The sequence below is a fragment of the Burkholderia sp. L-4 genome (assembly GCF_056856535.1).
This window is the reverse complement of record NZ_JBXEOX010000001.1, coordinates 863527-884283: the sequence shown is the minus strand read 5'-3', so window position 1 is coordinate 884283 and position 20757 is coordinate 863527. Positions and strand designations below refer to the sequence as shown.

Genomic DNA, 20757 nt, shown 5'->3' with positions numbered 1-20757 from the left:
CGGTCTGCTATCGTTGCGCCGACGTCCTTCCCTGCTCCTGCCGCTCATGCGTTTCGACGACTCCGACATCGCCGCGGTCTACCGCGCCATTTTCGAACGGCGCGACATGCGCCACTTCACGCCGGCGCCCGTCGATCCAGCCGTGCTCGCGCGCTTGCTGCGCGCGGCGCATCATGCGCCGAGCGTCGGCTTCATGCAGCCCTGGCGCTTCATCCGCATCACCGATCCCGCGCTGCGCACCGCGATCCACGCGCTGGTCGAGGCCGAGCGGCGCGCGACCGCCGATGCGCTCGGCGAACGCCAGGACGCATTCATGCGGCTGAAGGTCGAGGGCGTGCGCGAATGCGGCGAGCTGCTGGTCGTGGCGCTCGCCGACGGCCGCGAGCGCCACGTGTTCGGCCGCCGCACGCTGCCGGAGATGGATCTGGCATCCGCCGCATGCGCGATCCAGAACATGTGGCTCGCGGCACGCGCGGAAGGGCTCGGGATGGGCTGGGTATCGCTGTTCGACGTCGATGCGCTGCGCATGCTGCTGCGCATGCCCGACGGCGCGAAGCCGATCGCCGTGCTGTGCATCGGGCACGTCGACGCGTTCTACGCGAAACCGATGCTCGAACAGGAGCGCTGGGCCGCGCGAATGCCGATCGAGGCATGCCTGTTCGAGAACGGCTGGGACGACCCGGCTGCCATCGACGGCGCCCGCGCAGCCTCGTCTCCCGTGAATGCGGAATCGGATGCCGACGTGACGAACGCGTCCGATGCCCTTCCCGACGGCGCACCCGAACGCATCGCGTGACGGCGGCGCCTCGCAATTGCCTACGCTCTGGCCCCGATACGGCCCGACGCGGAAAATCGCCGCCCGATCCCACACTGTGAGCTTTCGGCATCGCGCCCCGTCGCACGCCGGCAACAACCGTTTTGGCCCCGAGCGTAGGGGTTTTCACTGAAGTAGAATCGCGGCTGTCGACCGTCTTACCGTCCGCCCGTCCCGCGCATCCCGCGCCCGGCATGAGCGGCGGCTTTTCCCGAGCCTACCGCGATGCCCTTGCCTCTTTTCGCCCTTGCCGTCGCCGCCTTTGGAATCGGTACCACCGAATTCGTGATCATGGGGCTGCTGCCCAATGTCGCGCGCGATCTCGGTGTGTCGATTCCGGCCGCCGGGATGCTCGTGTCGGGCTACGCGCTCGGCGTGACGATCGGCGCGCCGATCCTCGCGGTCGTCACCGCGAAGATGCCGCGCAAGCGCGCGCTGATGGGCCTGATCGGGCTGTTCATCGCCGGCAACCTGTTCTGCGCGATCGCGCCGGGCTATGCGGTGCTGATGGCCGCGCGGGTCGTCACCGCGTTCTGCCACGGCGCGTTCTTCGGGATCGGCTCGGTCGTCGCGAGCAGCCTCGTCGCGCCGAACCGCCGCGCGCAGGCGATCGCGCTGATGTTCACCGGCCTCACGCTCGCGAACGTGCTCGGCGTGCCGCTCGGCACCGCGCTCGGCCAGGCATTCGGCTGGCGCGCGACGTTCTGGGCCGTCACCGGCATCGGCATCGTCGCGGCCGCCGCGCTCGCGGTGTGTCTGCCGAAGCACCTCGCGATGCCCGACACCAGCATCACGCGCGAATTCAGCGTGCTGAAGCACCCGCAGGTGCTGATGGTGCTCGGCATCAGCGTGCTCGCATCCGCGAGCCTGTTCAGCGTGTTCACGTACATCACGCCGATCCTCGAGGACGTGACGGGCTTCTCGCCGCATCAGGTCACCTACGTGCTGCTGCTGTTCGGTCTCGGCCTGACGGTCGGCGGCACGCTCGGCGGCAAGCTCGCCGACTGGCGCCGGATGCCGTCGCTGATCGCGACGCTCGCGCTGATCGGCATCGTCCTCGCGCTGTTCGCCGGCACGATGCACGTGCCGTTCGCCGCGCTCGCGACGATCTTCGTGTGGGGCATCCTCGCGTTCGCGATCGTGCCGCCGCTGCAGATCATGATCGTCGATCGCGCGAGCGACGCGCCGAATCTCGCGTCGACGTTGAACCAGGGGGCGTTCAACCTCGGCAACGCGACCGGCGCATGGCTCGGCGGGATGGCGATCGGCTCCGGCGTCTCGCTCGTGAACCTGCCGTGGGTCGGGGTCGCGATGGCCGTCGCGGCGCTCGCGCTCACGCTGTGGTCGGCATCGCTCGAACGCCGCCCCGTGGCGGTGCCGACCCACTACGTATAACGCAACCCTGCCGCAATCGTTGCGGACACAACCCCATTCGATCCTGATGGCCTTCATGGACCTTTCAAGGGCCGCGGTGTAGCATCCCGGCCGATGAAAGCCATTCTCAATCGCGATTTCCTCGCGCTGATCCTGAGCGTCGCGGTCGTCGGCCTCGGCACCGGCGCCACGCTGCCGCTCACCGCACTCGCACTGACCGAAGCCGGGCACGGCACCAACGTCGTCGGCATGCTGACGGCCGCGCAGGCGCTCGGCGGCCTCGCGATCGTCCCGTTCGTCACCGCGCTCGCGCGGCATATCGGCTCGCGGCGCGCGATCGTCGTGTCGGTCGTGCTGCTCGCGGCCGCCACCGCGCTGATGCAGTTCACGTCGAACCTGATCGTGTGGGGCGCGCTGCGCGTGCTGTGCGGCGCCGCGCTGATGCTGCTGTTCACGATCGGCGAAGCGTGGGTCAACCAGCTCGCCGACGATGCGACGCGCGGCCGCGTCGTCGCGATCTACGCCACCAATTTCACGCTGTTCCAGATGGCGGGCCCCGTGCTCGTGAGCCAGATCGCCGGCGCGACGCGCATCCGCTTCGCGCTGTGCGGCGCGCTGTTCCTGCTCGCGCTGCCCACGCTCGCGACGATCCGGCGCGCACCGCTCGCCGGCGACGACGCGCATCACGCAGCGCACGGCCGCTGGCTCGACGTGCTGCCGCGCATGCCCGCACTGATCATCGGCACCGGCTTCTTCGCGCTGTTCGACACGCTCGCGCTGTCGCTGCTGCCGCTCTATGCGATGGATCACGGCGTCGCGAGCGCGACCGCCGTGCTGCTCGCGTCGATCATGCTGTTCGGCGATACCGCGATGCAGTTCCCGATCGGCTGGCTCGCGGACAGGCTCGGCCGCGAACGCGTGCACCTCGGCGCCGGCTGGATCGTGCTGGCCGGCCTGCCGCTGCTGCCGTTCGTCATCGCGAATCCGTGGCTGTGCTGGCCGCTGCTGTTCGTGCTCGGCGCGGCGGCCGGCAGCATCTATACGCTGTCGCTCGTCGCGTGCGGCGAACGCTTCCGCGGCGCGGCGCTCGTCACCGCGAGCTCGCTCGTGTCGGCATCGTGGAGCGCTGCGAGCTTCGGCGGCCCGCTGGTGGCCGGCGCGCTGATGGAGCAACTGGGCAGCCATGCGCTGGTCGGCGTGCTGCTCGCCTGCGTCGCGGCGTTCGTCGCGGCCGCGCTGTGGGAACGCCGCGCCGCGTTGCAACGCGCGGTCTGATCCGTATCGACGAAACGACAACGGCCCGCACGATGCGGGCCGTTCGGTCTTGCCGTGCGACGCGTTATGCGTGGCGCGCCGGCAGGATCTTCCCGGCGCACGTGCCGAAGCCGACGCGATAACCGTCGCCCTGGCACCACCCGGCGAGCGTGAGCTCGTCGCCGTCCTCGAGGTACGTCCGGCTGCCGCCGCCGTTCAGCGCGACCGGCTCCTTGCCGTTCCACGTCAGTTCGAGCAAGCTGCCGAACGAATCCTTGGTCGGCCCGCTGATCGTGCCCGAGCCCATCAGGTCGCCCACGCGCGTGTTGCAGCCCGCGACCGTGTGATGCGCGAGCTGCTGCGCCATCGTCCAGTACATGTGCTTGAAGTTGGTGCGGCAGATCGACGTCGCGTCGGCCGCGCCTTCGGCACGCAGCGTCACTTCGAGCGCGATGTCGAACGCATGCCGGCCCGCGTGCCGCAGATACGCGAGCGGCTGCGGCGACTGTTCGGGCTGCGCGGTGCGGAACGGTTCGAGCGCGTCGAGCGTGACGATCCACGGCGAGATCGTCGTCGCGAACCCCTTCGAGTTGAACGGGCCGAGCGGCACGTATTCCCACTGCTGGATGTCGCGCGCGCTCCAGTCGTTCAGCAGCACCATCCCGAAGATATGCGCTTCGGCATCCTCGCACGCGATCGGCTCGCCGAGCGCGTTGCCCCGGCCGACGATGAAGCCCGTCTCCAGCTCGATGTCGAGCTTGCGGCAGGCACCGAACACCGGGCGTTCCTGGTCGGGCAGCTTCAGTTGCCCGTTCGGCCGCCGCACCGGCGTGCCGCTCACGACCACCGACGACGCACGGCCGTTGTAGCCGATCGGCATCTCCGACCAGTTCGGCAGCAATGCATTCTTCGGATCGCGGAACATCGAGCCGACGTTGGTCGCATGCTCCTTCGACGAATAGAAATCGGTGTAGCCGGGAATCTCGACCGGCAGATGCAGCGTCGCGTCGCGCTGCGCGACGAGCACCTGCGCGCGCAGCGCCGCATCGTCTCGCAGCGTCGCGTTGTCGCGCGAGAACAGGCCCGACAGCTGCACGCGCACGCCGCGCCAGGCGTCGCGGCCGAGCGCGATGAACGCATTGAGCGTCGGCGCGGCGAACGCGTCGGCGCCGGCCGGCAGCGTCACGAGGCCCGCGCGCGCGAGCGCCGCGAGATCGACGATCTGGTCGCCGAGCGCCACGCCCGCGCGACGCGCCGGCTGCTGCGCATCGCTGAAGATCCCGAACGGCAGGTTCTGGATCGGGAAATCGCAGGCGGGATCGTTCGCGGTGTCGAGCCAGCTCTTGCGAGCCGGGTCGAGCGTCGCGCGCCAGTCTTGGGTGTCGCTCATCGTTGCTCCGGATTGAAGTGTTTCTTGATGCCTTGCCAGCATTCGAAGTAGTCGGCCTGCAGTTGCGCGGTGTCGAGCGCGTAACGCGTCGGCCGGATCAGCGTGCGGGTTTCGAACATGAACGCCATCGTCGCGTCGACCTTGTGCGGTTTCGTCGTGTCGCTCGCGGACGCCTTCTCGAACGTGTCCGCGTCGGGCCCGTGGCCCGACATGCAGTTGTGCAGGCTCGCGCCGCCCGGCACGAAGCCTTCGGCCTTCGCGTCGTACGCGCCGTGCACGAGTCCCATGAACTCGCTCGCGACGTTGCGGTGGAACCAGGGCGGGCGGAACGTATCCTCGGCCGCGAGCCAGCGCGGCGGGAAGATCACGAAGTCGATCGTGTCGACGCCCGGCGTGTCGCTTTGCGCCTGCAGCACGAGGAAGATCGACGGATCGGGATGGTCGAAGCTGATCGAGCCGATCGTGTTGAACAGGCGCAGATCGTACTTGTACGGCGCGTAGTTGCCGTGCCACGCGACGACGTCGAGCGGCGAATGGCCGATGTCCGCGCGCCACAGGCGGCCGTTCAGCTTCGCGATCAGTTCGAACGCCCCTTCGCGGTCTTCGTACGCGGCTTGCGGCGTCAGGAAGTCGCGCGGGTTCGCGAGCCCGTTCGAGCCGATCGGGCCGAGATCCGGCAGGCGCAGTTGCGCGCCGAAGTTCTCGCAGATATAGCCGCGCGCGTCGCCGTCCGGCAGCGCGACGGAAAAACGCACGCCGCGCGGGATCACCGCGATCTCGAACGGCTCGACGTCGACCCGGCCGAATTCGGTCGCGATATGCAGCCGCCCCTGCTGCGGCACGATCAGCAGCTCGCCGTCCGCGCTGTAGAAGAAGCGGTCCCGCATCGAGCGGTTCGCCGCGTACAGGTGGATCGCGCAACCGTTCATCGCGGCGGCCGAGCCGTTGCCGGCCATCGTCACGAGCCCGTCGACGAAATCGGTCGGCTCGACCGGCATCGGCAGCGGATCCCAGCGCAACTGGTTCGGCGGCGTCGGCGGCACGTCGGCCGAATCGCCGAATTCCGCCACGAGCCGCTGCGGGCCCGCGTACGGCTCGAACGGCCGGTGCACGGCCGCCGGGCGGATGCGGTACAGCCACGAACGGCGGTTGTGGCCGCGCGGCGCGGTAAACGCGGTGCCCGACAGTTGCTCCGCATACAGCCCGTACGGCGCGCGCTGCGGCGAGTTGCGGCCGTGCGGCAACGCGCCAGGCAGTGCCTCGGTGGCGAATTCGTTCCCGAAACCGCTCAGGTAGCCGGCGTTCGCCGGTTTCGACAGGTCAAGCGTCATCGTTTCCTTTCTCCCTCAATTCGTGGCGGCGGTCGGCGCCTGCACGCCGTTGCGCCGCGTTACGCCCGCGAGCCCGAGGACGAACAGCGCCGAGCACAGCACGGGCACCGCGGCCGCGTGGAACAGCGCGCCATTCGACCAGTTGAGCGCAATCAGTTGTCCGCCGACGAGCGGCCCGAGCACCGAGCCGATCCGGCCGATGCCGAGGCTCCAGCCGATGCCCGTCGAGCGCAGCGACGTCGGGTAATACTGGCCCGCGAGCGCGTTCACGGCCGGCTGCCCGCCGACCACGCAGAACCCGCCCGCGAACACGACGACCAGCAGCCACGGCAGCGCGTGCGCGACCGAGCCGATCAGCCCCACCGACACGGCCGCGCAGGCGAAGCACACGAACAGCACGCGCACGAAGCCGTGACGTTCGATGAACCAGCCGAGCGACAGCGTGCCGATCACGCCGCCTGTCTGCAGCACCGTGCCGACGATCACCGCGGTGCCCGGCGAATAACCGGCGTCGCGCATCACGGTCGGCAGCCAGTTCGACAGGAAATACAGATCGATCAGGTTCATGAAGCTGATCGCCCACAGCAGCAGCGTGACCGGCAGGCGGCCGTGGCTGAACAGTTCGGCGACCGGTGCGCCGCTCGCCGCGCGCTCGCGCACGATGAGCCGCGTGTTCGCGTCGATGCCGGCCTGCGGCGCGAATCGGGCGAGCCAGCCGCGCGCCTGCGCGACGCGCCCTTTCAGCACCAGGAACTGCAGCGACTCGGGCAGCCGCGCGAGCATCGCGATCGTCAGCACGAGCGGCACCGCGCCGCCGACGAAGAACACCGAACGCCAGCCGAACGCCGGAATCAGCGCGGCGCTGATGAAGCCGCCGAGCGCCGCACCGAGCGTGAAGCCGCACGACACGATCATCATCCGCTTCACGCGATGCGCGGCCGGGCTGAACTCGCCGACCAGCGCCATTGCGTTCGGCATGATGCAGCCGAGGCCGAGCCCGGTCACGAAGCGCAGCGCCATCAGCACCGGGATCGAACCCGCAAACGGCGTCGCGAGCATCGTCACCGCGAAGAACAGCGTCGAGCCGATCAGCACCGGGCGGCGCCCGATCCGGTCGGCCAGCACCGACAGCCCGAGCGCGCCGAGCAGCATCCCGAACAGGCTCGCGCTGAACACCGGGCCGAGCGCCTGCTTCGGCACGCCCCATTCGGCGATCACGCTCGGCGCCACGTAGCCCATCGCCTGCGCATCGAAACCGTCGATCACGAGGCACAGCCCGCACAACGCGAGCAGCATCCAGTGAAAGCCCGGGCGATGGGTCTCGTCGATCACGCGCTCGACTTCGAGCACGCGCGCGTCGGCCGGCGCCGCGCTCATTGCGCCACCTCGGCGGCCGGGTGCACGGGCGGCGTCACGCCTTGGCGCGCGAGCGCCATCGCTTCGCGCAGCACGTCGGCATCGCCGATCTGGTTCGCGAGCAGCAGGATCAGCTTTGCGTTGACGAGCTGGCTGTCGCTGTCGGACAGGTCGCGATGCATGTCGATCAGCGCTTCATAGAACGCGTCGGGGTCGGTCAGGCGCGGGCGGGTGTCGAGTGAAGGCATGACGGGTCTCCGGTGTCTTTATCGTATTCAGCGTGCGCAGGTCGCGCGCGCCAGCGCGTCGGCAATCGCCTGACGGTCGAGCGTGCGCGTGCGCGCGCAGACGTGCTGATCGGGACGCAGCAGGTAGAAGGTGCCCGGCTGCGCGTCGTAGCGTTGCGCGGCGAGCCCGTCGACGTCCTCCACGACGTCGACGCCGGCCGCCGGCCGCGCATGCCCGGCCGGCACGACGAGCACGGGCCGCACCGGCAGCGCGAGGCCGTCGACGGCCTTCGCGAGCGCGGGCGCATCACCCGGCAACCCGAACAGCACGCCGGTGAAGCCATCGCGCAGTCGCTGCAGCAGCCAGCCCGGCGCGCCCTGCACGCGCACCGGCGCATCGGCTGCCGCCGCGCCCGGCCGCATCGCGCACGCGAACGCGTCGCCGCCGCGATCGGGCGTATTCAGCGGGGAATCGGCGAGCACCGCCGGCACCGACAGGCGGCCGCTGTTCACGAGCTTGCGCGCGAACTCGCAGTCGCGCGCAAGCTTCAGCGTCGCGTCGCGGAACACGCGCGACACCGCGCTCTTCGGCGTGATGAAGTCGGTCGAACGCGTCGAGTTGCGGATGTTCTCGTCGGCCGCGAATTCGCGTTCGCTCGCATACGTATCGAGCAGGCTGTCGGCCGAGCGGCCGTCGAGCACGAGCTTCAGCTTCCACGCGAGGTTGTCCGCGTCCTGCACGCCGCTGTTCGCGCCGCGCGCGCCGAACGGCGACACGCCGTGCGCGGAATCGCCCGCGAACAGCACGCGCCCGTGGCGAAACGTGTCCATCCGCTGGCAGCGGAACGTATAGACGCTCACCCATTCGAGTTCGAACTCGGCATCCGGCCCGAGCAGCGCGCGCACGCGCGGGATCACCCGCTCCGGCTGCTTCTCGGCGACGGGATCGGCGTCCCAGCCGAGCTGGAAGTCGATGCGCCACACGTTGTCCGGCTGGCGATGCAGCAGCACCGACTGGTTCGGGTGGAACGGCGGATCGAACCAGAACCAGCGCTCGGTCGGAAACTCCGCCTTCATCTTCACGTCGGCGATCAGGAAGCGGTCCTTGAACGTGCGGCCGCGGCTTTCGAGCCCCATCATCGTGCGCATCGGGCTGCGCGAGCCGTCGGCCGCGATCACGTACCGCGCGCGCAGCGTCGCGACGCCGTCCGGCGTCTCGATCGTCAGCACCGCGTGTTCGGCCGACTGCTCGATGCCCGTCACCTTGTGCTTCCAGCGGATGTCGATGTTCGGCAGCTCGAACGCGCGGTCGGCCAGATAGCCTTCGACGTAGTACTGCTGCAGGTTGATGAACGCGGGGCGCGCATGCCCTTCCTCGGGCAGCAGGTCGAACGCATACAGCTGCTCGTCCTGCAGGAACACCTTGCCGACGTGCCAGCTCACGCCCTTGTCGACGAAGCGCTCGCCGCAGCCGAGCCGGTCGAAGATTTCGAGCGTGCGCTTCGCGAAGCAGATCGCGCGCGAGCCGGTCGACAGCGTGTCGTCGTCGTCGAGCAGCACGACGGGCACGCCTTGCTGCGCGAGGTCGATCGCGGCCGCGAGGCCCACCGGGCCGGCGCCGACGACGATCACCGGATGGACGGCCGCGTCATGGGCGCGCGCGCGGTACTCGAACTTCAGCGTCTGGTAATCGATGCTCATGGTCGCCATCCGCTAGTCAACCCTGCCGTGCGCGCACCGGCGCGCCCGTCGTTCCTTTCGTCTCCTGCCGGCGTGCCTGCCCGCCTGTGTTGTCATCCGCCACGTCTCGCTCCTTGCTTCCTGTTGATTCGCGAACGGCGCCGTCCCGCGGCGCCCGCATGCCGCATTTCTTGATCGGCGACAAATTCTGGATTTACGAATAGTAAAACCAATTACGAATAGTAAAATCAACGTAAACCCTAGGCGCTGCCCCCGGGATGGGATAACCATATGAATGAAACGGCGAGCCGAGCGCGGCGCGCGCTGCTAATATCAAGAGACGAGGCGGCCCTTTCGGCCGCCATTTTTCCTTTTCACGCCGATGATTCCGCCCACCATCCCCGAGCTGGTCGCCCGTGCCGGGCAACTGCCGTATCTGCGGGAACACCTCGCGCTGGCCGAAGGCGGCACCGCGTGCGCGAATCTGCCCGAGCGCACGCTCGCCAGCGCGTACGAACCGATCTACGACGTGACGATGCCCGGCGCGCCGCAATCGACGTCGTTCGCCGACGCGATCGAGCGCTACGGCGACGAACTCGGCTTCCAAGCGGTCACCGTCGTCACGGGGGCGGCGCACGATCCGGTCGACTCGGCCGTCGACGACCAGACGCTGGTCGCGATCGACCGCCTGTCGCGCGCGCTGCATGCAATCAACTTTTTCGGCGCGCAGCGCCACGGGCTGCTGTTCCTGCGCGTGCACGAACGGCTGCTGAAGAGCGTGAAGTACGACCACGGCAAGCACTTCTCGTCGGTGCTGCAGCGCTTCGGGCTGCCGCCGGAGCGGATCGTGATCGAGCTGCCGGCGGTCGCGGTCGCGCACAAGACCTTCCTCGGCTACCTGACGCGCAGCTACCAGCATCACGGCTTCAAGGTCGCGGACAAGCTGCCCGATCCGGGTCGTATCCTCGCGGTCGAATCGGACATGGCGCGGCCCGACTTCATCAAGATGGATGCGGGCATCGCGTTGCGCGACGGGATGGTCAAGGCGCTCGTCGCCTATGCGCAGCGCGTGCGGATTCCGCTGATCTTCGACGGCGTCGTCGACGAGACGCAGTGCGAGCTGCTGCGCCAGTACGACGTGCGGTTCATGCAGGGGCCGGTGTTCGCCAAGGTCGTGACGGCCTGATCGGCAGGCGGGGACCGCGCGTGCGGGCAGCGGCGCGCGGGATGCCGGGCCCGGATGTCGCGTGGCGCACGGGCCGGGGGAGAAACAGGCCGTCAGGCACGCGCCGTCGACTCGCGCCTGTCCGCCCGTGTCGACGGTTACCGCTCACGGCACGCCATCATCGTCGTACTTGGGCAACGCGTCGTCGATCTCGATGCCCGGGAAACGGTCCCGATACCAGACGTGCCAGGCCGGACGCAGCCGCGCCGGCTCGTCGAGCGTCGCGTAATTGATCTCGACCGTCTGCGGCGCCTCGGCGAGCCGGTATTCGAGTTGCGCGCCGCACCGGCCGCAGAAGCGTCGCTCGCCCCACGCGCTCGACGCGTAGACGGTCGGTTCGCCTTGCAGGTATTCGAACGCGCCGATCGGCACCGATGCCGATGCGACGACCGCCGCACCGGTCGTGCGCTGGCAGAGCCGGCAATGGCAGAAACCGGCATCGGTCGGCACGTCGGCGATACGGTAGCGGATCGCCCCGCACGCGCATCCGCCTTCCATCGGTTCCGGGTCGGGCATCGCACACCTCGTCGTCGGGAAGCAGGCGAACGATGATGAGCGCGCTCCGGCCACAGTACAAGTGGCAGCGCCGTCGCCCGCCCTCACGCACGACGCGGAAGGCGCGCTTGCGGAGCGACGGCGAGCGCCGCGCGCCGCGTTGCTCAGGCCGTCGGCCCGAGCCGTTGCGCGAGCGCCTTCAGCTTCGGACCGACCTGCGTGCGGAACACGTCCTCGCCCATCGACGACGCGGGGCCGCTGCAGCTCAGGATCAGCCAGCGCCCCTCGCGCGGCTCGCGAAACGGAACGGCCGCCGCGTTCACGTCCATGTGCCACGCGCGGAACGAATAACAGCACCCGCCCGCCGAGAACTCGGCCACCGCCTGCTGCGCGGCCGCGACGAGCGCATCGGCATCGGCCGCGCCGCCGGCCGCGCGGTGCAGTTCCGCGTACAGCGCGCGGCGCACGTCCTCCGGCTGCACGGCCAGGTACGCACGCCCCATCGAACTCGTCAGCATCGACAGCCGCGAACCGGGCGCAAGCCCGAGCGTCAGCGCCGTCTCGCTGCGGATCGTCTCCAGATAGATCATGTCGAGCCCGTCGCGGCAGCCGAGCGACACGGCCGCGCCGATCTCGCGCGCGAGCGCCTGCATGTGCGGGCGTGCGAGGTCGATCGTCCCCGAACCCGCCAGCAGCGCGTAGCCGAGCGACAGCACGCCGGCGTCGAGCGCATACTTTCCGAGCGTCTCGTCGTAGCGCAGGTAACCAAGCACGGTCAGCGTGTAGGCGAGCCGGTTCACGGTCGCTTTCGGCAATCCCGTGCGCTCCGCGAAGTCGCGGTTGCCGAGCATCGTCTCGCCGGGCCGGAATGCGCGCAGCAGGTCGAGCCCGCGCGCGAGCGCGACGACGAACTTGCGCTCGTCGATCGTGGTTTCGTCGATGGTTGAAAGTGTCATCTGGTGCTACACTGGGTTCGATTTGCAAAACATTGTTCCGCACAGCGGAACTACAGTCAAGCGAACTTTTGGCATGGGGCCCGGCTGGAAGACCGGACCAACAGGAGATGAAACGATGACCGCTGCAACTTTTCACTGGGACGATCCGCTGCTGCTCGACCAGCAGTTGACCGAAGAAGAGCGGATGATCCGCGACGCGGCGCAGGCGTACGCACAGGACAAGCTCGCGCCGCGCGTCACCGAAGCGTTCCGCCACGAGCGCACCGACGCCGCCATCTTCCGCGAGATGGGCGAAATCGGCCTGCTCGGCCCGACGATTCCCGAGGAATACGGCGGCCCCGGCCTCAATTACGTGAGCTACGGACTGATCGCGCGCGAAGTCGAGCGCGTCGATTCGGGCTACCGGTCGATGATGTCCGTGCAGTCGTCGCTCGTGATGGTGCCGATCCACGAATTCGGCTCCGACGCGCAGAAGCAGAAATACCTGCCGAAGCTCGCGACCGGCGAATGGATCGGCTGCTTCGGCCTGACCGAGCCGAACCACGGCTCCGATCCGGGCAGCATGGTCACCCGTGCGAAGAAGGTGCCCGGCGGCTACGCGCTGTCCGGCGCGAAGATGTGGATCACGAACTCGCCGATCGCCGACGTGTTCGTCGTGTGGGCCAAGCTCGAGGAGAACGGCAAGGACGCGATCCGCGGCTTCATCCTCGAGAAGGGCTGGAAGGGCCTGTCGGCGCCCGCGATCCACGGCAAGGTCGGGCTGCGCGCGTCGATCACGGGCGAGATCGTCCTCGACGAGGTGTTCGTGCCCGAGGAGAACCTGATGCCGAACGTGAGCGGCCTGCGCGGCCCGTTCACGTGCCTGAACTCGGCACGCTACGGGATCGCGTGGGGTGCGCTCGGCGCCGCCGAGTCCTGCTGGCACACCGCGCGCCAGTACGTGCTCGACCGCCAGCAGTTCGGCCGGCCGCTCGCCGCGAACCAGCTGATCCAGAAAAAGCTCGCCGACATGCAGACCGAAATCACGCTCGGCCTGCAAGGCGTGCTGCGCCTCGGCCGGATGAAGGACGAAGGCACCGCGGCCGTCGAGATCACGTCGATCATGAAGCGCAACTCGTGCGGCAAGGCGCTCGACATCGCCCGCCTCGCGCGCGACATGCTCGGCGGCAACGGCATCTCCGACGAATTCGGCGTCGCGCGCCACCTCGTGAACCTCGAAGTGGTCAACACGTACGAGGGCACGCACGACATCCACGCGCTGATCCTCGGCCGCGCGCAGACGGGCATCCAGGCATTCTTCTGATCATCCGGGCATGACGCACGCGGCAGCGGTGCCGCGTGTGCGCCCCCAAGCAAACGGCCCGCCCGGCATCACTGCCGGGCGGGCCGTCGTTCATCGGAACCGCGGTTGCGGGCCGCCGATGCTTACTTGTTCGGCTGCGGCGTCAGGCGCAGATACGGACGCACCGCGTTGAAGCCCTTCGGGAAACGCTTCTTCAGCTCTTCCGGATCCTGCAGCGACGGCACGATCACGACGTCGTCGCCGTCCTTCCAGTTACCGGGCGTCGCGACCTTGTAGTTGTCGGTCAGCTGCAGCGAGTCGATCACGCGCAGCACTTCGTCGAAGTTGCGCCCCGTGCTGGCCGGATAGGTGATCGTGAGCCGCACCTTCTTGTTCGGGTCGATCACGAACAGCGAGCGCACCGTCAGCGTTTCGTTCGCGTTCGGATGGATCATGTCGTACAGCTGCGACACCTTGCGGTCCGCGTCGGCGATGATCGGGAAGCCGACGACCGTCGACTGCGTTTCGTTGATGTCGTTGATCCAGCCCTTGTGCGATTCGACGCCGTCGACCGACAGCGCGATCACCTTCACGTTGCGCTTCTCGAATTCGCCCTTCAGCTTCGAGGTCAGCCCGAGTTCCGTCGTGCACACCGGCGTATAGTCGGCCGGATGGGAGAACAGGACGCCCCAGCTGTTGCCGAGCCAGTCGTGAAACTTGATGGTGCCCAGGCTCGATTCCTGCTCGAAATCCGGTGCGATGTCGCCAAGACGCAGACTCATGATGTTCCCTCCTCGAACGATGCTGGTTGAAACCGCGCGCTTGACGGCGCGGAACAGTCCATCAGCTTACGGGAAGCAATGGGCCGTGCGAACGATTATTCCGTTTGATATACATACTTTTTTGTCATTTTTACCCTGTGTCGAGCGGGACAGTCGGCCGCGAGGGAAACTTTTCACCCCGTTTGCCGCTCTGTTCATGATTACAAGTCGTTTACCATGCAGTCTTGCACTGCCGCCGTGTGTCTTCCCGGCTCGCCAGCAGGCAGGGGTTTCGCTACGATGTGAACCTGCAGCATGACAGCATGAAGGGAGTTGCAATGTCGGAAATCAACAAGGAGAAACTGATGTCGGATATCAAAACCGTTCTCTCGGACGCCGAAGACCTGCTCAAGCAAGCGGCGAGCAGCACGGGCGACCGTGCGGCCGAGCTGCGCGAGAAGGCGATGTCGCGCCTGAAGCAGGCCAAGGAAAAGGCAGCCGACGTCCAGGTCGTGGTGGTCGAGAAGGGCAAGAAGGCCGCACGCGCCACCGACGATTACGTGCACGAGCACCCGTGGACGTCGATCGGCGTGGCCGCCGGCGTCGGCGTGCTGATCGGCCTGCTGATCAACCGCAAGTAACGGGCTCTGCGCCGTTTCGTCCCGCGGGCCGCGTCACGCGGCTCGCGGGCGTCGAAGCAAGCCTGCGGAATCCGCCGGCCGGCTTTGTTCTAGCTGCTCACTGCACGCGCAAGCACCTCATCCATGACGACAGACACCACCTCGCAGCCGTCCGGCCAAGGACCGCTGCGCCGCCTCGTCGGCTCCGCGATCGGACTTCTGCAGACGCGCCTCGAACTGGTGGGCATCGAGCTTGCCGAGGAGAAGGAGCGCCTGATGGGCGTGCTGTTCCTCGGGCTCGCCGCGATGATGCTCGCGACGATGGCGCTCATCAGCCTGACCGTGCTGGTCGCGATCGCGTTCTGGGATACCTATCGCTGGCAAGCGCTCGCGGCGATCACCGCGCTGTATGCCGTTGGCGGCATCGCGTGCGCGCTGAAGGCACGCTCGGGCCTGCGCGATGCGCCGACCGTGTTCGAGGCGACGCTCGCCGAACTCGAGAAAGACCGCGAGCTGTTCCGCGGCAAGCCGTGAGCGCCATCGCGCTCGCCCCATCCACCTACTTCGCCGACGCGCCATGAGCCAGAACGTCACGGGCAATTCACCCCGCTCCCATTCGTCGCGATCGAACTGGAGTGCGTCGCAGCATCGCGCGCTCCGCAAGGAATTGCTGATCCTGCGATCCGACGTCGAGCGACTCGAACTCGCGGAAGCCGCCGGCGAGATGCGCCACGCCGTCACGCGCTTCAGCTGGCTCAAGGTGTTCATCCCCGGCCTTTCCACCAACAAGTTCAGCCAGTCCGCGAAGAACCTGAACGCGAGCCTCGGCAATCTCGTCAACCAGTATCCGATGCTGAGTTCGCTCGCGTCGCTCGTGCTGGCGAAGCCCGTTCGCTCGCTGCTGCGCGCGAGCGCGGGTCCCGCGCTGAAGTGGGGCACGCTCGGCTTCGCCGCATGGGAGGTCTACCGGATCTGGAAGCAGTCCCGCGACGAGCGCGGGCTCGACACGCACGACGACTGACCGCCGGCATCCCGCGCGCGCGGCCATGCGCCGTCGCGCGCCGTTCCTGCAGAGTCAACGCGCACCCCAGCACGCCGTGCCCGGTTCGTCCACGTCATCGCGCCGCGCATTGCCTTTCGTTCCGGCCGAATCCAGCGTGAAGGTACCGCAGGTATCGTCGTGCATCGGACCCGTGTCCAACGGGCTGGCCTCCAGTTCGTAGCTCACCGGCGAATCGTCGCCATCCGGCCGCCGCAGCGTCAAGCGATACACGGCTCGCCCGTCCGGCGGTGCCAACGCGAGCGCGTCCGGTAACGCCGAAGGCGGAGAACCCTGCAGCGTTTCGAGATACTGGGCCGCGCGGTACAGCGCGGCGACCGCCGACGCGCGATGAACGCGCGCGACATGCTCGCGATACGACGGGACGGCCCATCCCGCCAGCACCGCGACGATCGCGAGCACGATCATCAGCTCGACCAGCGTGAATCCCGTCGATCGGAAGACGATAGAGCGACCGTTCATTGCAGCACAGTCGCGACCCGACGCCAGCGCAGCGCGACGACACGCGCGTCGCGTATCGCGACCTGGTGCTGCAACCAGACCGCGCTCGATGGGTGCGCACCGATGCCGCGCGCGGTGACGAGATAAGCACGGCTACCGGGCGGCCCAGCTCCGCGCCATGCCTCGATCAAACACCGCGGCGGCCCTGCGGCCATCGGCCATCCAGCGAACGGCGTGAATGCTTCGGCGGACGCGAGCGGCGGCATGCGCCGCCAGCTGTCCGGCTCCACGTGCGATTCGCGCTCCCTCACATAGGGTGCCGAGCCACCGAGCAATCGCGCGGTGCACGCCGCCAGCGCGACATCGGCTGCGTGGAATGCGATCAGCCGATCGGACAGCGCTCGCGTACGGCGCGCTTCCGTCAGCGCGGCTTCGAACCACGTGCCTGTCAGCGCTGCAATGGCCGCACCGACCGCAATGACTGCCGGCAATGCGAGCCCTGCGTCGCGACGCCAGGGCCGGTGTGCTGATCGGACGCGGATGCGCGGTAGCTCGTGCGCGTTCGCGGCCACGGCGCTGGTGCACGCAGCCTGTCCTCGTTCGTCGCCGCTTGCGGCAACACGCCCATTCGCGTTGCCTGTTGCAACGCATCGCGCTCTTGCCCGCGTGCATCGATCGGCTCCGCTCATCGCAACACCTCACGCGTGTGCGCTGCATCAGGCAACGTCGCGTCGAAACCGAGCGCGGCGTTCCGCAACGCGATGATGCGATCGAGCGTCAAACCTGCGCGGCCGTCCCGGGCAACGGCAACACGACCGTTGCAGTCGACATGGCTGGCCGCCTCGCGCATCGGTTCGCCGCGTGCCCGCACGCAGACATGCACGGCTACGACATCGCGCCAGTCGTCGACACGCATCGCGTCTGCGTCGACAAACTGCGCGCCGCCGCGACGCAAATAGCGCACGCGCAATTGATCGATGCCCGACACGACGGGCTGCGGCGTCCCCGGACGGCCGCTACCTTCGCAATACAGCTCGGGCTCGCCCGTCGACGGACTGACATGCGCGTCGAAACGGTTCTCCACCTGCGGCCGTTCGCCGGGTGCGCCTACGCCCTGCCCGAGACAATCCGACACCTGGCCGCTCACCGTCGACCACGTCGACACCGCATCGCCAACATACCGGACCAGGAGGGCGTCCGATGCAGCGCGCGCGGACTCGCACTGCGCCTGTGCGCCCTCACCCCGCACACGCGCCATCGAACAGCCGAACACCGGCGGCAACGATGACGCACCATCCGTATCGAGCGGCCGGAACCCCGCCATCTGGATCTGCTGGCCGATCAACAACAGCGCGGTGCCTGCCGCATCGCGCATCCGGAATCCGTCTTCCGCACGCCGTTGCGCAATGCGCTGTGCATGATGGAGCGCGCCGGCCGCTGCCAGCACGAGGAAACCGACGGTCATCGCAATCAGCACCTCGAGCAAGGTGTGTGCGCGCATACGACGATCAGCGTGCATCGGCATCAGTCTCCCGAAATGGAATCCGGACGCACGAGGGCGGCTGCGCCGACGCGCCCGCAGCTTCGCAACGCGGCGACGCAGCCGTGTTGCCGCTGCGCCAGCCGACGACCGCGTAGCGGGCACCGCCCGGCCCGGCGTCGAGTGTCATCGTGCCGCCGGGCAACGACGCAGCCGCCAGCGCCGCAAGGCCGTCGTTTGCCCCTGCGCCTGCGTACGAGCGCTCGATACGCGCATCGGCCAGCCACAACGCACGCTCGCGCCAGATCGTCGCCCGCTGAGCGCGCGCCATCGCGAGCTGACTGCCTGCCACCGCCAGCATCACGGTCGCGAGCAGCGCGATGGCCAGCGTCGCCTCGATCAGCGACGTGCCGCGCATGGCGTTGCGCCGCGCGCTCATGCCGAGCCGCAGCGGCCGGCGACGACCCGCGCCCGGCCGCCTGCCGCAATCCGTACACAACGCGATACGCGTGCGTCTTCCGCGTCGGACACCCCGCGCCGCGGACGCAATTCGAAACGCCGGATTCCGCCGATGGCCTGACCGGCCGGCGGTGCGAAAGCCAGATCGTGCGCGGCGCCCGCGACAACCACTTCGGCATCGCGCGGGTAGCGTCGCAGCACGCGCGACTGCCCGTCGACCTGCCCGCTGACGATCCAGTCGCACGACCATTCGGCCGCGTCGCCCTGCTCGCCGGCACGCAGGCAGGTGCCGTCGTTCCCGGCCCGGCACAGCGTGACACGCGTGCCGAGACGCGTCGCTTCGGTACGCGCAAACGACAGCGCGCCGAGCAGCGCACGCGAGCGTGCATCCACGCGCTCGCGCATGCGCCACTGGTCGAATGCAGGCGCCGCGTAGAGCGCGAGCCCGGCCGCCAGCGAGAGCGCGACCATCAGCTCGACGAGCGTGAACCCGCCCGCGAGTCGCGCCGAACTTTTAAAGGGATGAGCGCGCAGTTCCATCGCAATCGTCCTCCACCAGGATGAGACGACGACTGTAGCGACGCGTGCGGACGCCCGCCATTTGCCGAACGGCCGACTGGCGACAAACGATCGCGGCCGACACAATCGGCGCGAACTGGACCAACGGAGGAAACGATGAACGGACGCAGCGCGTCAGCGCTTACGCGGGGTCTTGGCGGGAGAGGCGCGACGGAACTCTTCGATCACGTCGGCAAATTCGGAAACGTCCTCGAAGCGGCGATACACCGATGCGAAGCGGACATAAGCGATCGTATCGAGGCCGCGCAGCTCGTTCATCACGAGTTCGCCGAGCTTCTCGCTACGCACTTCACGCTCGCCTGTCGCGAGCAGTTGATATTCGATACGAGCGACCGCCGCGTCGATCGCGTCGGCAGCAACCGGCCGCTTGCGCAGCGCGAGTTGCATGCTGGCGACGATCTTGCGACGGTCGAATTCGGTGCGGCTGCCGTCCTTCTTCACGACGAACGGCAGCGACAGCTCGACCCGCTCGTACGTCGTGAAGCGCTTGTCGCAAGCCGAGCAGCGACGGCGCCGGCGAATCGCGGCGCCATCCTCGGACACGCGCGAGTCTACGACCTGCGTGTCGTCATGCCGGCAGAACGGGCAGCGCATCGTCGATCAGCGATAGACCGGGAAACGCTTGGTCAGCTCGGCGACCTGCGCACGCACGCGCTCGATCGTCGCCGCATCTTCCGGGTTCTCCAGCACGTCGGCGATCAGGTTGCCCACTTGCTCCGCTTCCGCCGGGCCGAAGCCACGCGTCGTCATCGCCGGCGAGCCCAGACGGATCCCGCTCGTCACGAACGGCTTTTCCGGGTCGTTCGGGATCGCATTCTTGTTCACCGTGATGTGTGCCGCGCCGAGTGCCGCTTCCGCTGCCTTGCCCGTGATGTTCTTCGCACGCAGGTCCACCAGCATCACGTGGCTTTCCGTCCGGCCCGACACGATCCGCAGCCCGCGCTTCACCAGCGTCTCGGCCAGCACGCGTGCGTTCTCGACCACCTTCTCCTGGTATGCCTTGAACTCCGGCGACAGCGCTTCCTTGAACGCCACCGCCTTCGCCGCGATCACGTGCATCAGCGGGCCGCCCTGGATGCCCGGGAAGATCGCCGAGTTGATCGGCTTCTCGTACTCGGCCTTCATCAGGATCACGCCGCCGCGCGGGCCGCGCAGGCTCTTGTGCGTCGTCGTCGTCACGAAATCCGCGTGCGGCACCGGGTTCGGGTACACGCCGGCCGCGATCAGGCCTGCGTAGTGCGCCATGTCGACCATCAGGTACGCGCCCACCGACTTCGCGATCTTCGCGAGGCGTTCGAAATCGATCTTCAGCGAGAATGCCGATGCGCCCGCGACGATCAGCTTCGGCTTGTGTTCCTGCGCGAGCTTCTCGGCCGCTTCGTAGTCGATGTCTTCGTTTTCGTTCAGGCCGTAGCTCACGACGTTGAACCACTTGCCCGACATGTTCACCGGCGAGCCGTGGGTCAGGTGACCACCGTGCGCGAGGCTCATGCCCATGATCGTGTCGCCCGGCTTGAGCATCGCGAAGAACACGCCCTGGTTCGCCTGCGAACCCGAGTTCGGCTGCACGTTCGCGGCTTCCGCGCCGAACAGCTGCTTCACGCGGTCGATCGCGAGCTGCTCGACGATGTCGACGTACTCGCAGCCGCCGTAGTAGCGCTTGCCCGGATAACCTTCCGCGTACTTGTTCGTGAGCTGCGAGCCTTGCGCGGCCATCACGGCCGGGCTCGTGTAGTTTTCCGACGCGATCAGCTCGATGTGATCTTCCTGGCGGCGGTTTTCCTGCTCGATCGCTGCAAAGACTTCGGGATCGACGTTCGCGATGGTGCTTTGGGCTCTGTCAAACATACGGTTTCCGTTAAGTGTGTACAGGTTGACCGGGGCGGCCTAGTACGGTGCGCTGCTGGCGGGACCAGCTCGACGTGGCGGAAGAATCCGTATGACGCGAGGCAGGACAGCCACCGGCGATGCAC

The 20757-nt window shown here is 68.1% G+C and carries 23 protein-coding genes; 8 read left to right on the top strand and 15 right to left on the bottom strand.

The window, feature by feature from the left end:
• The first annotated feature begins 46 nt into the window (after positions 1–46).
• From bluB to AC1VVG_RS04110, 3 genes are all read left to right on the top strand, one after another.
• Complete coding sequence (gene bluB / locus AC1VVG_RS04120; RefSeq protein ID WP_200088960.1) at positions 47–796, top strand: 5,6-dimethylbenzimidazole synthase; 750 nt, start codon at positions 47–49, stop codon at positions 794–796.
• Between the two features lie 243 nt (positions 797–1039).
• Positions 1040–2209, top strand: a complete 1170-nt coding sequence (locus tag AC1VVG_RS04115) for an MFS transporter (RefSeq protein WP_059557280.1) — start codon at positions 1040–1042, stop codon at positions 2207–2209.
• A gap of 93 nt (positions 2210–2302) precedes the next feature.
• Positions 2303–3463: an MFS transporter gene (locus AC1VVG_RS04110; RefSeq protein WP_049033121.1), complete on the top strand. Its 1161-nt coding sequence runs from the start codon at positions 2303–2305 to the stop codon at positions 3461–3463.
• Between the two features lie 64 nt (positions 3464–3527).
• Here AC1VVG_RS04110 and fahA read toward each other — a convergent pair whose 3' ends face one another.
• The 5 genes from fahA to AC1VVG_RS04085 are packed head-to-tail and all read right to left on the bottom strand — an operon-like array spanning position 3528 to position 9456.
• Positions 3528–4832: a fumarylacetoacetase gene (gene fahA, locus AC1VVG_RS04105; RefSeq protein WP_482835282.1), complete on the bottom strand. Its 1305-nt coding sequence runs from the start codon at positions 4830–4832 to the stop codon at positions 3528–3530.
• The gene (gene hmgA, locus AC1VVG_RS04100) at positions 4829–6163 is read right to left on the bottom strand and encodes a homogentisate 1,2-dioxygenase (RefSeq protein WP_059557283.1); all 1335 of its coding nucleotides are present in this window, start codon (positions 6161–6163) and stop codon (positions 4829–4831) included. Before hmgA ends, fahA begins: the two co-directional genes overlap by 4 nt.
• Positions 6164–6178: 15 nt before the next feature.
• Positions 6179–7540, bottom strand: coding sequence for an MFS transporter (locus AC1VVG_RS04095; protein ID WP_124607844.1), 1362 nt, complete (start codon positions 7538–7540; stop codon positions 6179–6181).
• The gene (locus AC1VVG_RS04090) at positions 7537–7767 is read right to left on the bottom strand and encodes a DUF2783 domain-containing protein (RefSeq protein ID WP_034187223.1); all 231 of its coding nucleotides are present in this window, start codon (positions 7765–7767) and stop codon (positions 7537–7539) included. Before AC1VVG_RS04090 ends, AC1VVG_RS04095 begins: the two co-directional genes overlap by 4 nt.
• A gap of 27 nt (positions 7768–7794) precedes the next feature.
• Entirely contained in the window at positions 7795–9456 is a 1662-nt protein-coding gene (locus AC1VVG_RS04085) for an FAD-dependent oxidoreductase (protein WP_059557287.1), read from the bottom strand.
• A gap of 352 nt (positions 9457–9808) precedes the next feature.
• On the opposite strand from AC1VVG_RS04085, the gene AC1VVG_RS04080 reads away from it, so the two are divergent.
• Positions 9809–10612: an EAL domain-containing protein gene (locus tag AC1VVG_RS04080; protein WP_034187221.1), complete on the top strand. Its 804-nt coding sequence runs from the start codon at positions 9809–9811 to the stop codon at positions 10610–10612.
• A gap of 144 nt (positions 10613–10756) precedes the next feature.
• Here the strand turns inward: AC1VVG_RS04080 and AC1VVG_RS04075 are convergent, their stop codons facing one another.
• Positions 10757–11167: a GFA family protein gene (locus AC1VVG_RS04075; protein WP_059557289.1), complete on the bottom strand. Its 411-nt coding sequence runs from the start codon at positions 11165–11167 to the stop codon at positions 10757–10759.
• 143 nt (positions 11168–11310) lie between these two features.
• Positions 11311–12102 carry an IclR family transcriptional regulator gene (locus AC1VVG_RS04070; protein ID WP_124669264.1) on the bottom strand — a complete coding sequence of 264 codons (792 nt, stop codon included), beginning with the start codon at positions 12100–12102 and terminating at the stop codon, positions 11311–11313.
• 115 nt (positions 12103–12217) lie between these two features.
• Here AC1VVG_RS04070 and AC1VVG_RS04065 point away from each other — a divergent pair, with 115 nt between their 5' ends.
• On the top strand, positions 12218–13405 hold the full coding sequence (locus AC1VVG_RS04065) for an acyl-CoA dehydrogenase (RefSeq protein WP_034187218.1): 1188 nt from the start codon (positions 12218–12220) through the stop codon (positions 13403–13405).
• Positions 13406–13527: 122 nt separating this feature from the next.
• Here AC1VVG_RS04065 and AC1VVG_RS04060 read toward each other — a convergent pair whose 3' ends face one another.
• Positions 13528–14166 (bottom strand): peroxiredoxin, encoded by a 639-nt coding sequence (locus AC1VVG_RS04060; protein ID WP_034187217.1) that lies wholly within the window; start codon positions 14164–14166, stop codon positions 13528–13530.
• A 317-nt stretch (positions 14167–14483) separates the two neighbouring features.
• Here AC1VVG_RS04060 and AC1VVG_RS04055 point away from each other — a divergent pair, with 317 nt between their 5' ends.
• The 3 genes from AC1VVG_RS04055 (at position 14484) to AC1VVG_RS04045 (ending at position 15786) form a co-directional block, all read left to right on the top strand.
• The gene (locus tag AC1VVG_RS04055) at positions 14484–14786 is read left to right on the top strand and encodes an ElaB/YgaM/YqjD family protein (RefSeq protein WP_006494044.1); all 303 of its coding nucleotides are present in this window, start codon (positions 14484–14486) and stop codon (positions 14784–14786) included.
• A gap of 123 nt (positions 14787–14909) precedes the next feature.
• A complete protein-coding gene (locus AC1VVG_RS04050; RefSeq protein WP_034187216.1) occupies positions 14910–15299 on the top strand; it encodes a phage holin family protein in 390 nt (129 codons plus the stop codon).
• 43 nt (positions 15300–15342) lie between these two features.
• On the top strand, positions 15343–15786 hold the full coding sequence (locus AC1VVG_RS04045) for a DUF3318 domain-containing protein (RefSeq protein WP_034187215.1): 444 nt from the start codon (positions 15343–15345) through the stop codon (positions 15784–15786).
• A 54-nt stretch (positions 15787–15840) separates the two neighbouring features.
• On the opposite strand, the gene AC1VVG_RS04040 is transcribed toward AC1VVG_RS04045, so the two are convergent.
• The 7 genes from AC1VVG_RS04040 to glyA form a co-directional block, all read right to left on the bottom strand.
• Positions 15841–16287, bottom strand: a complete 447-nt coding sequence (locus AC1VVG_RS04040) for a type IV pilin protein (RefSeq protein WP_059557293.1) — start codon at positions 16285–16287, stop codon at positions 15841–15843.
• Complete coding sequence (locus tag AC1VVG_RS04035; RefSeq protein WP_264169511.1) at positions 16284–16757, bottom strand: pilus assembly PilX family protein; 474 nt, start codon at positions 16755–16757, stop codon at positions 16284–16286. The genes AC1VVG_RS04040 and AC1VVG_RS04035 overlap by 4 nt, the downstream gene beginning before the upstream one ends.
• A gap of 194 nt (positions 16758–16951) precedes the next feature.
• Positions 16952–17791, bottom strand: coding sequence for a PilW family protein (locus tag AC1VVG_RS04030; protein WP_482835883.1), 840 nt, complete (start codon positions 17789–17791; stop codon positions 16952–16954).
• Positions 17775–18185 carry a type IV pilus modification PilV family protein gene (locus tag AC1VVG_RS04025; protein ID WP_034187213.1) on the bottom strand — a complete coding sequence of 137 codons (411 nt, stop codon included), beginning with the start codon at positions 18183–18185 and terminating at the stop codon, positions 17775–17777. Before AC1VVG_RS04025 ends, AC1VVG_RS04030 begins: the two co-directional genes overlap by 17 nt.
• Positions 18182–18745, bottom strand: a complete 564-nt coding sequence (locus AC1VVG_RS04020) for a GspH/FimT family pseudopilin (protein ID WP_034187212.1) — start codon at positions 18743–18745, stop codon at positions 18182–18184. Before AC1VVG_RS04020 ends, AC1VVG_RS04025 begins: the two co-directional genes overlap by 4 nt.
• 153 nt (positions 18746–18898) lie before the next feature.
• Entirely contained in the window at positions 18899–19378 is a 480-nt protein-coding gene (nrdR, locus tag AC1VVG_RS04015; RefSeq protein WP_006476792.1) for a transcriptional regulator NrdR, read from the bottom strand.
• A gap of 6 nt (positions 19379–19384) precedes the next feature.
• Positions 19385–20632 (bottom strand): serine hydroxymethyltransferase, encoded by a 1248-nt coding sequence (gene glyA / locus AC1VVG_RS04010; protein WP_034187211.1) that lies wholly within the window; start codon positions 20630–20632, stop codon positions 19385–19387.
• Positions 20633–20757 lie beyond the last annotated feature (125 nt).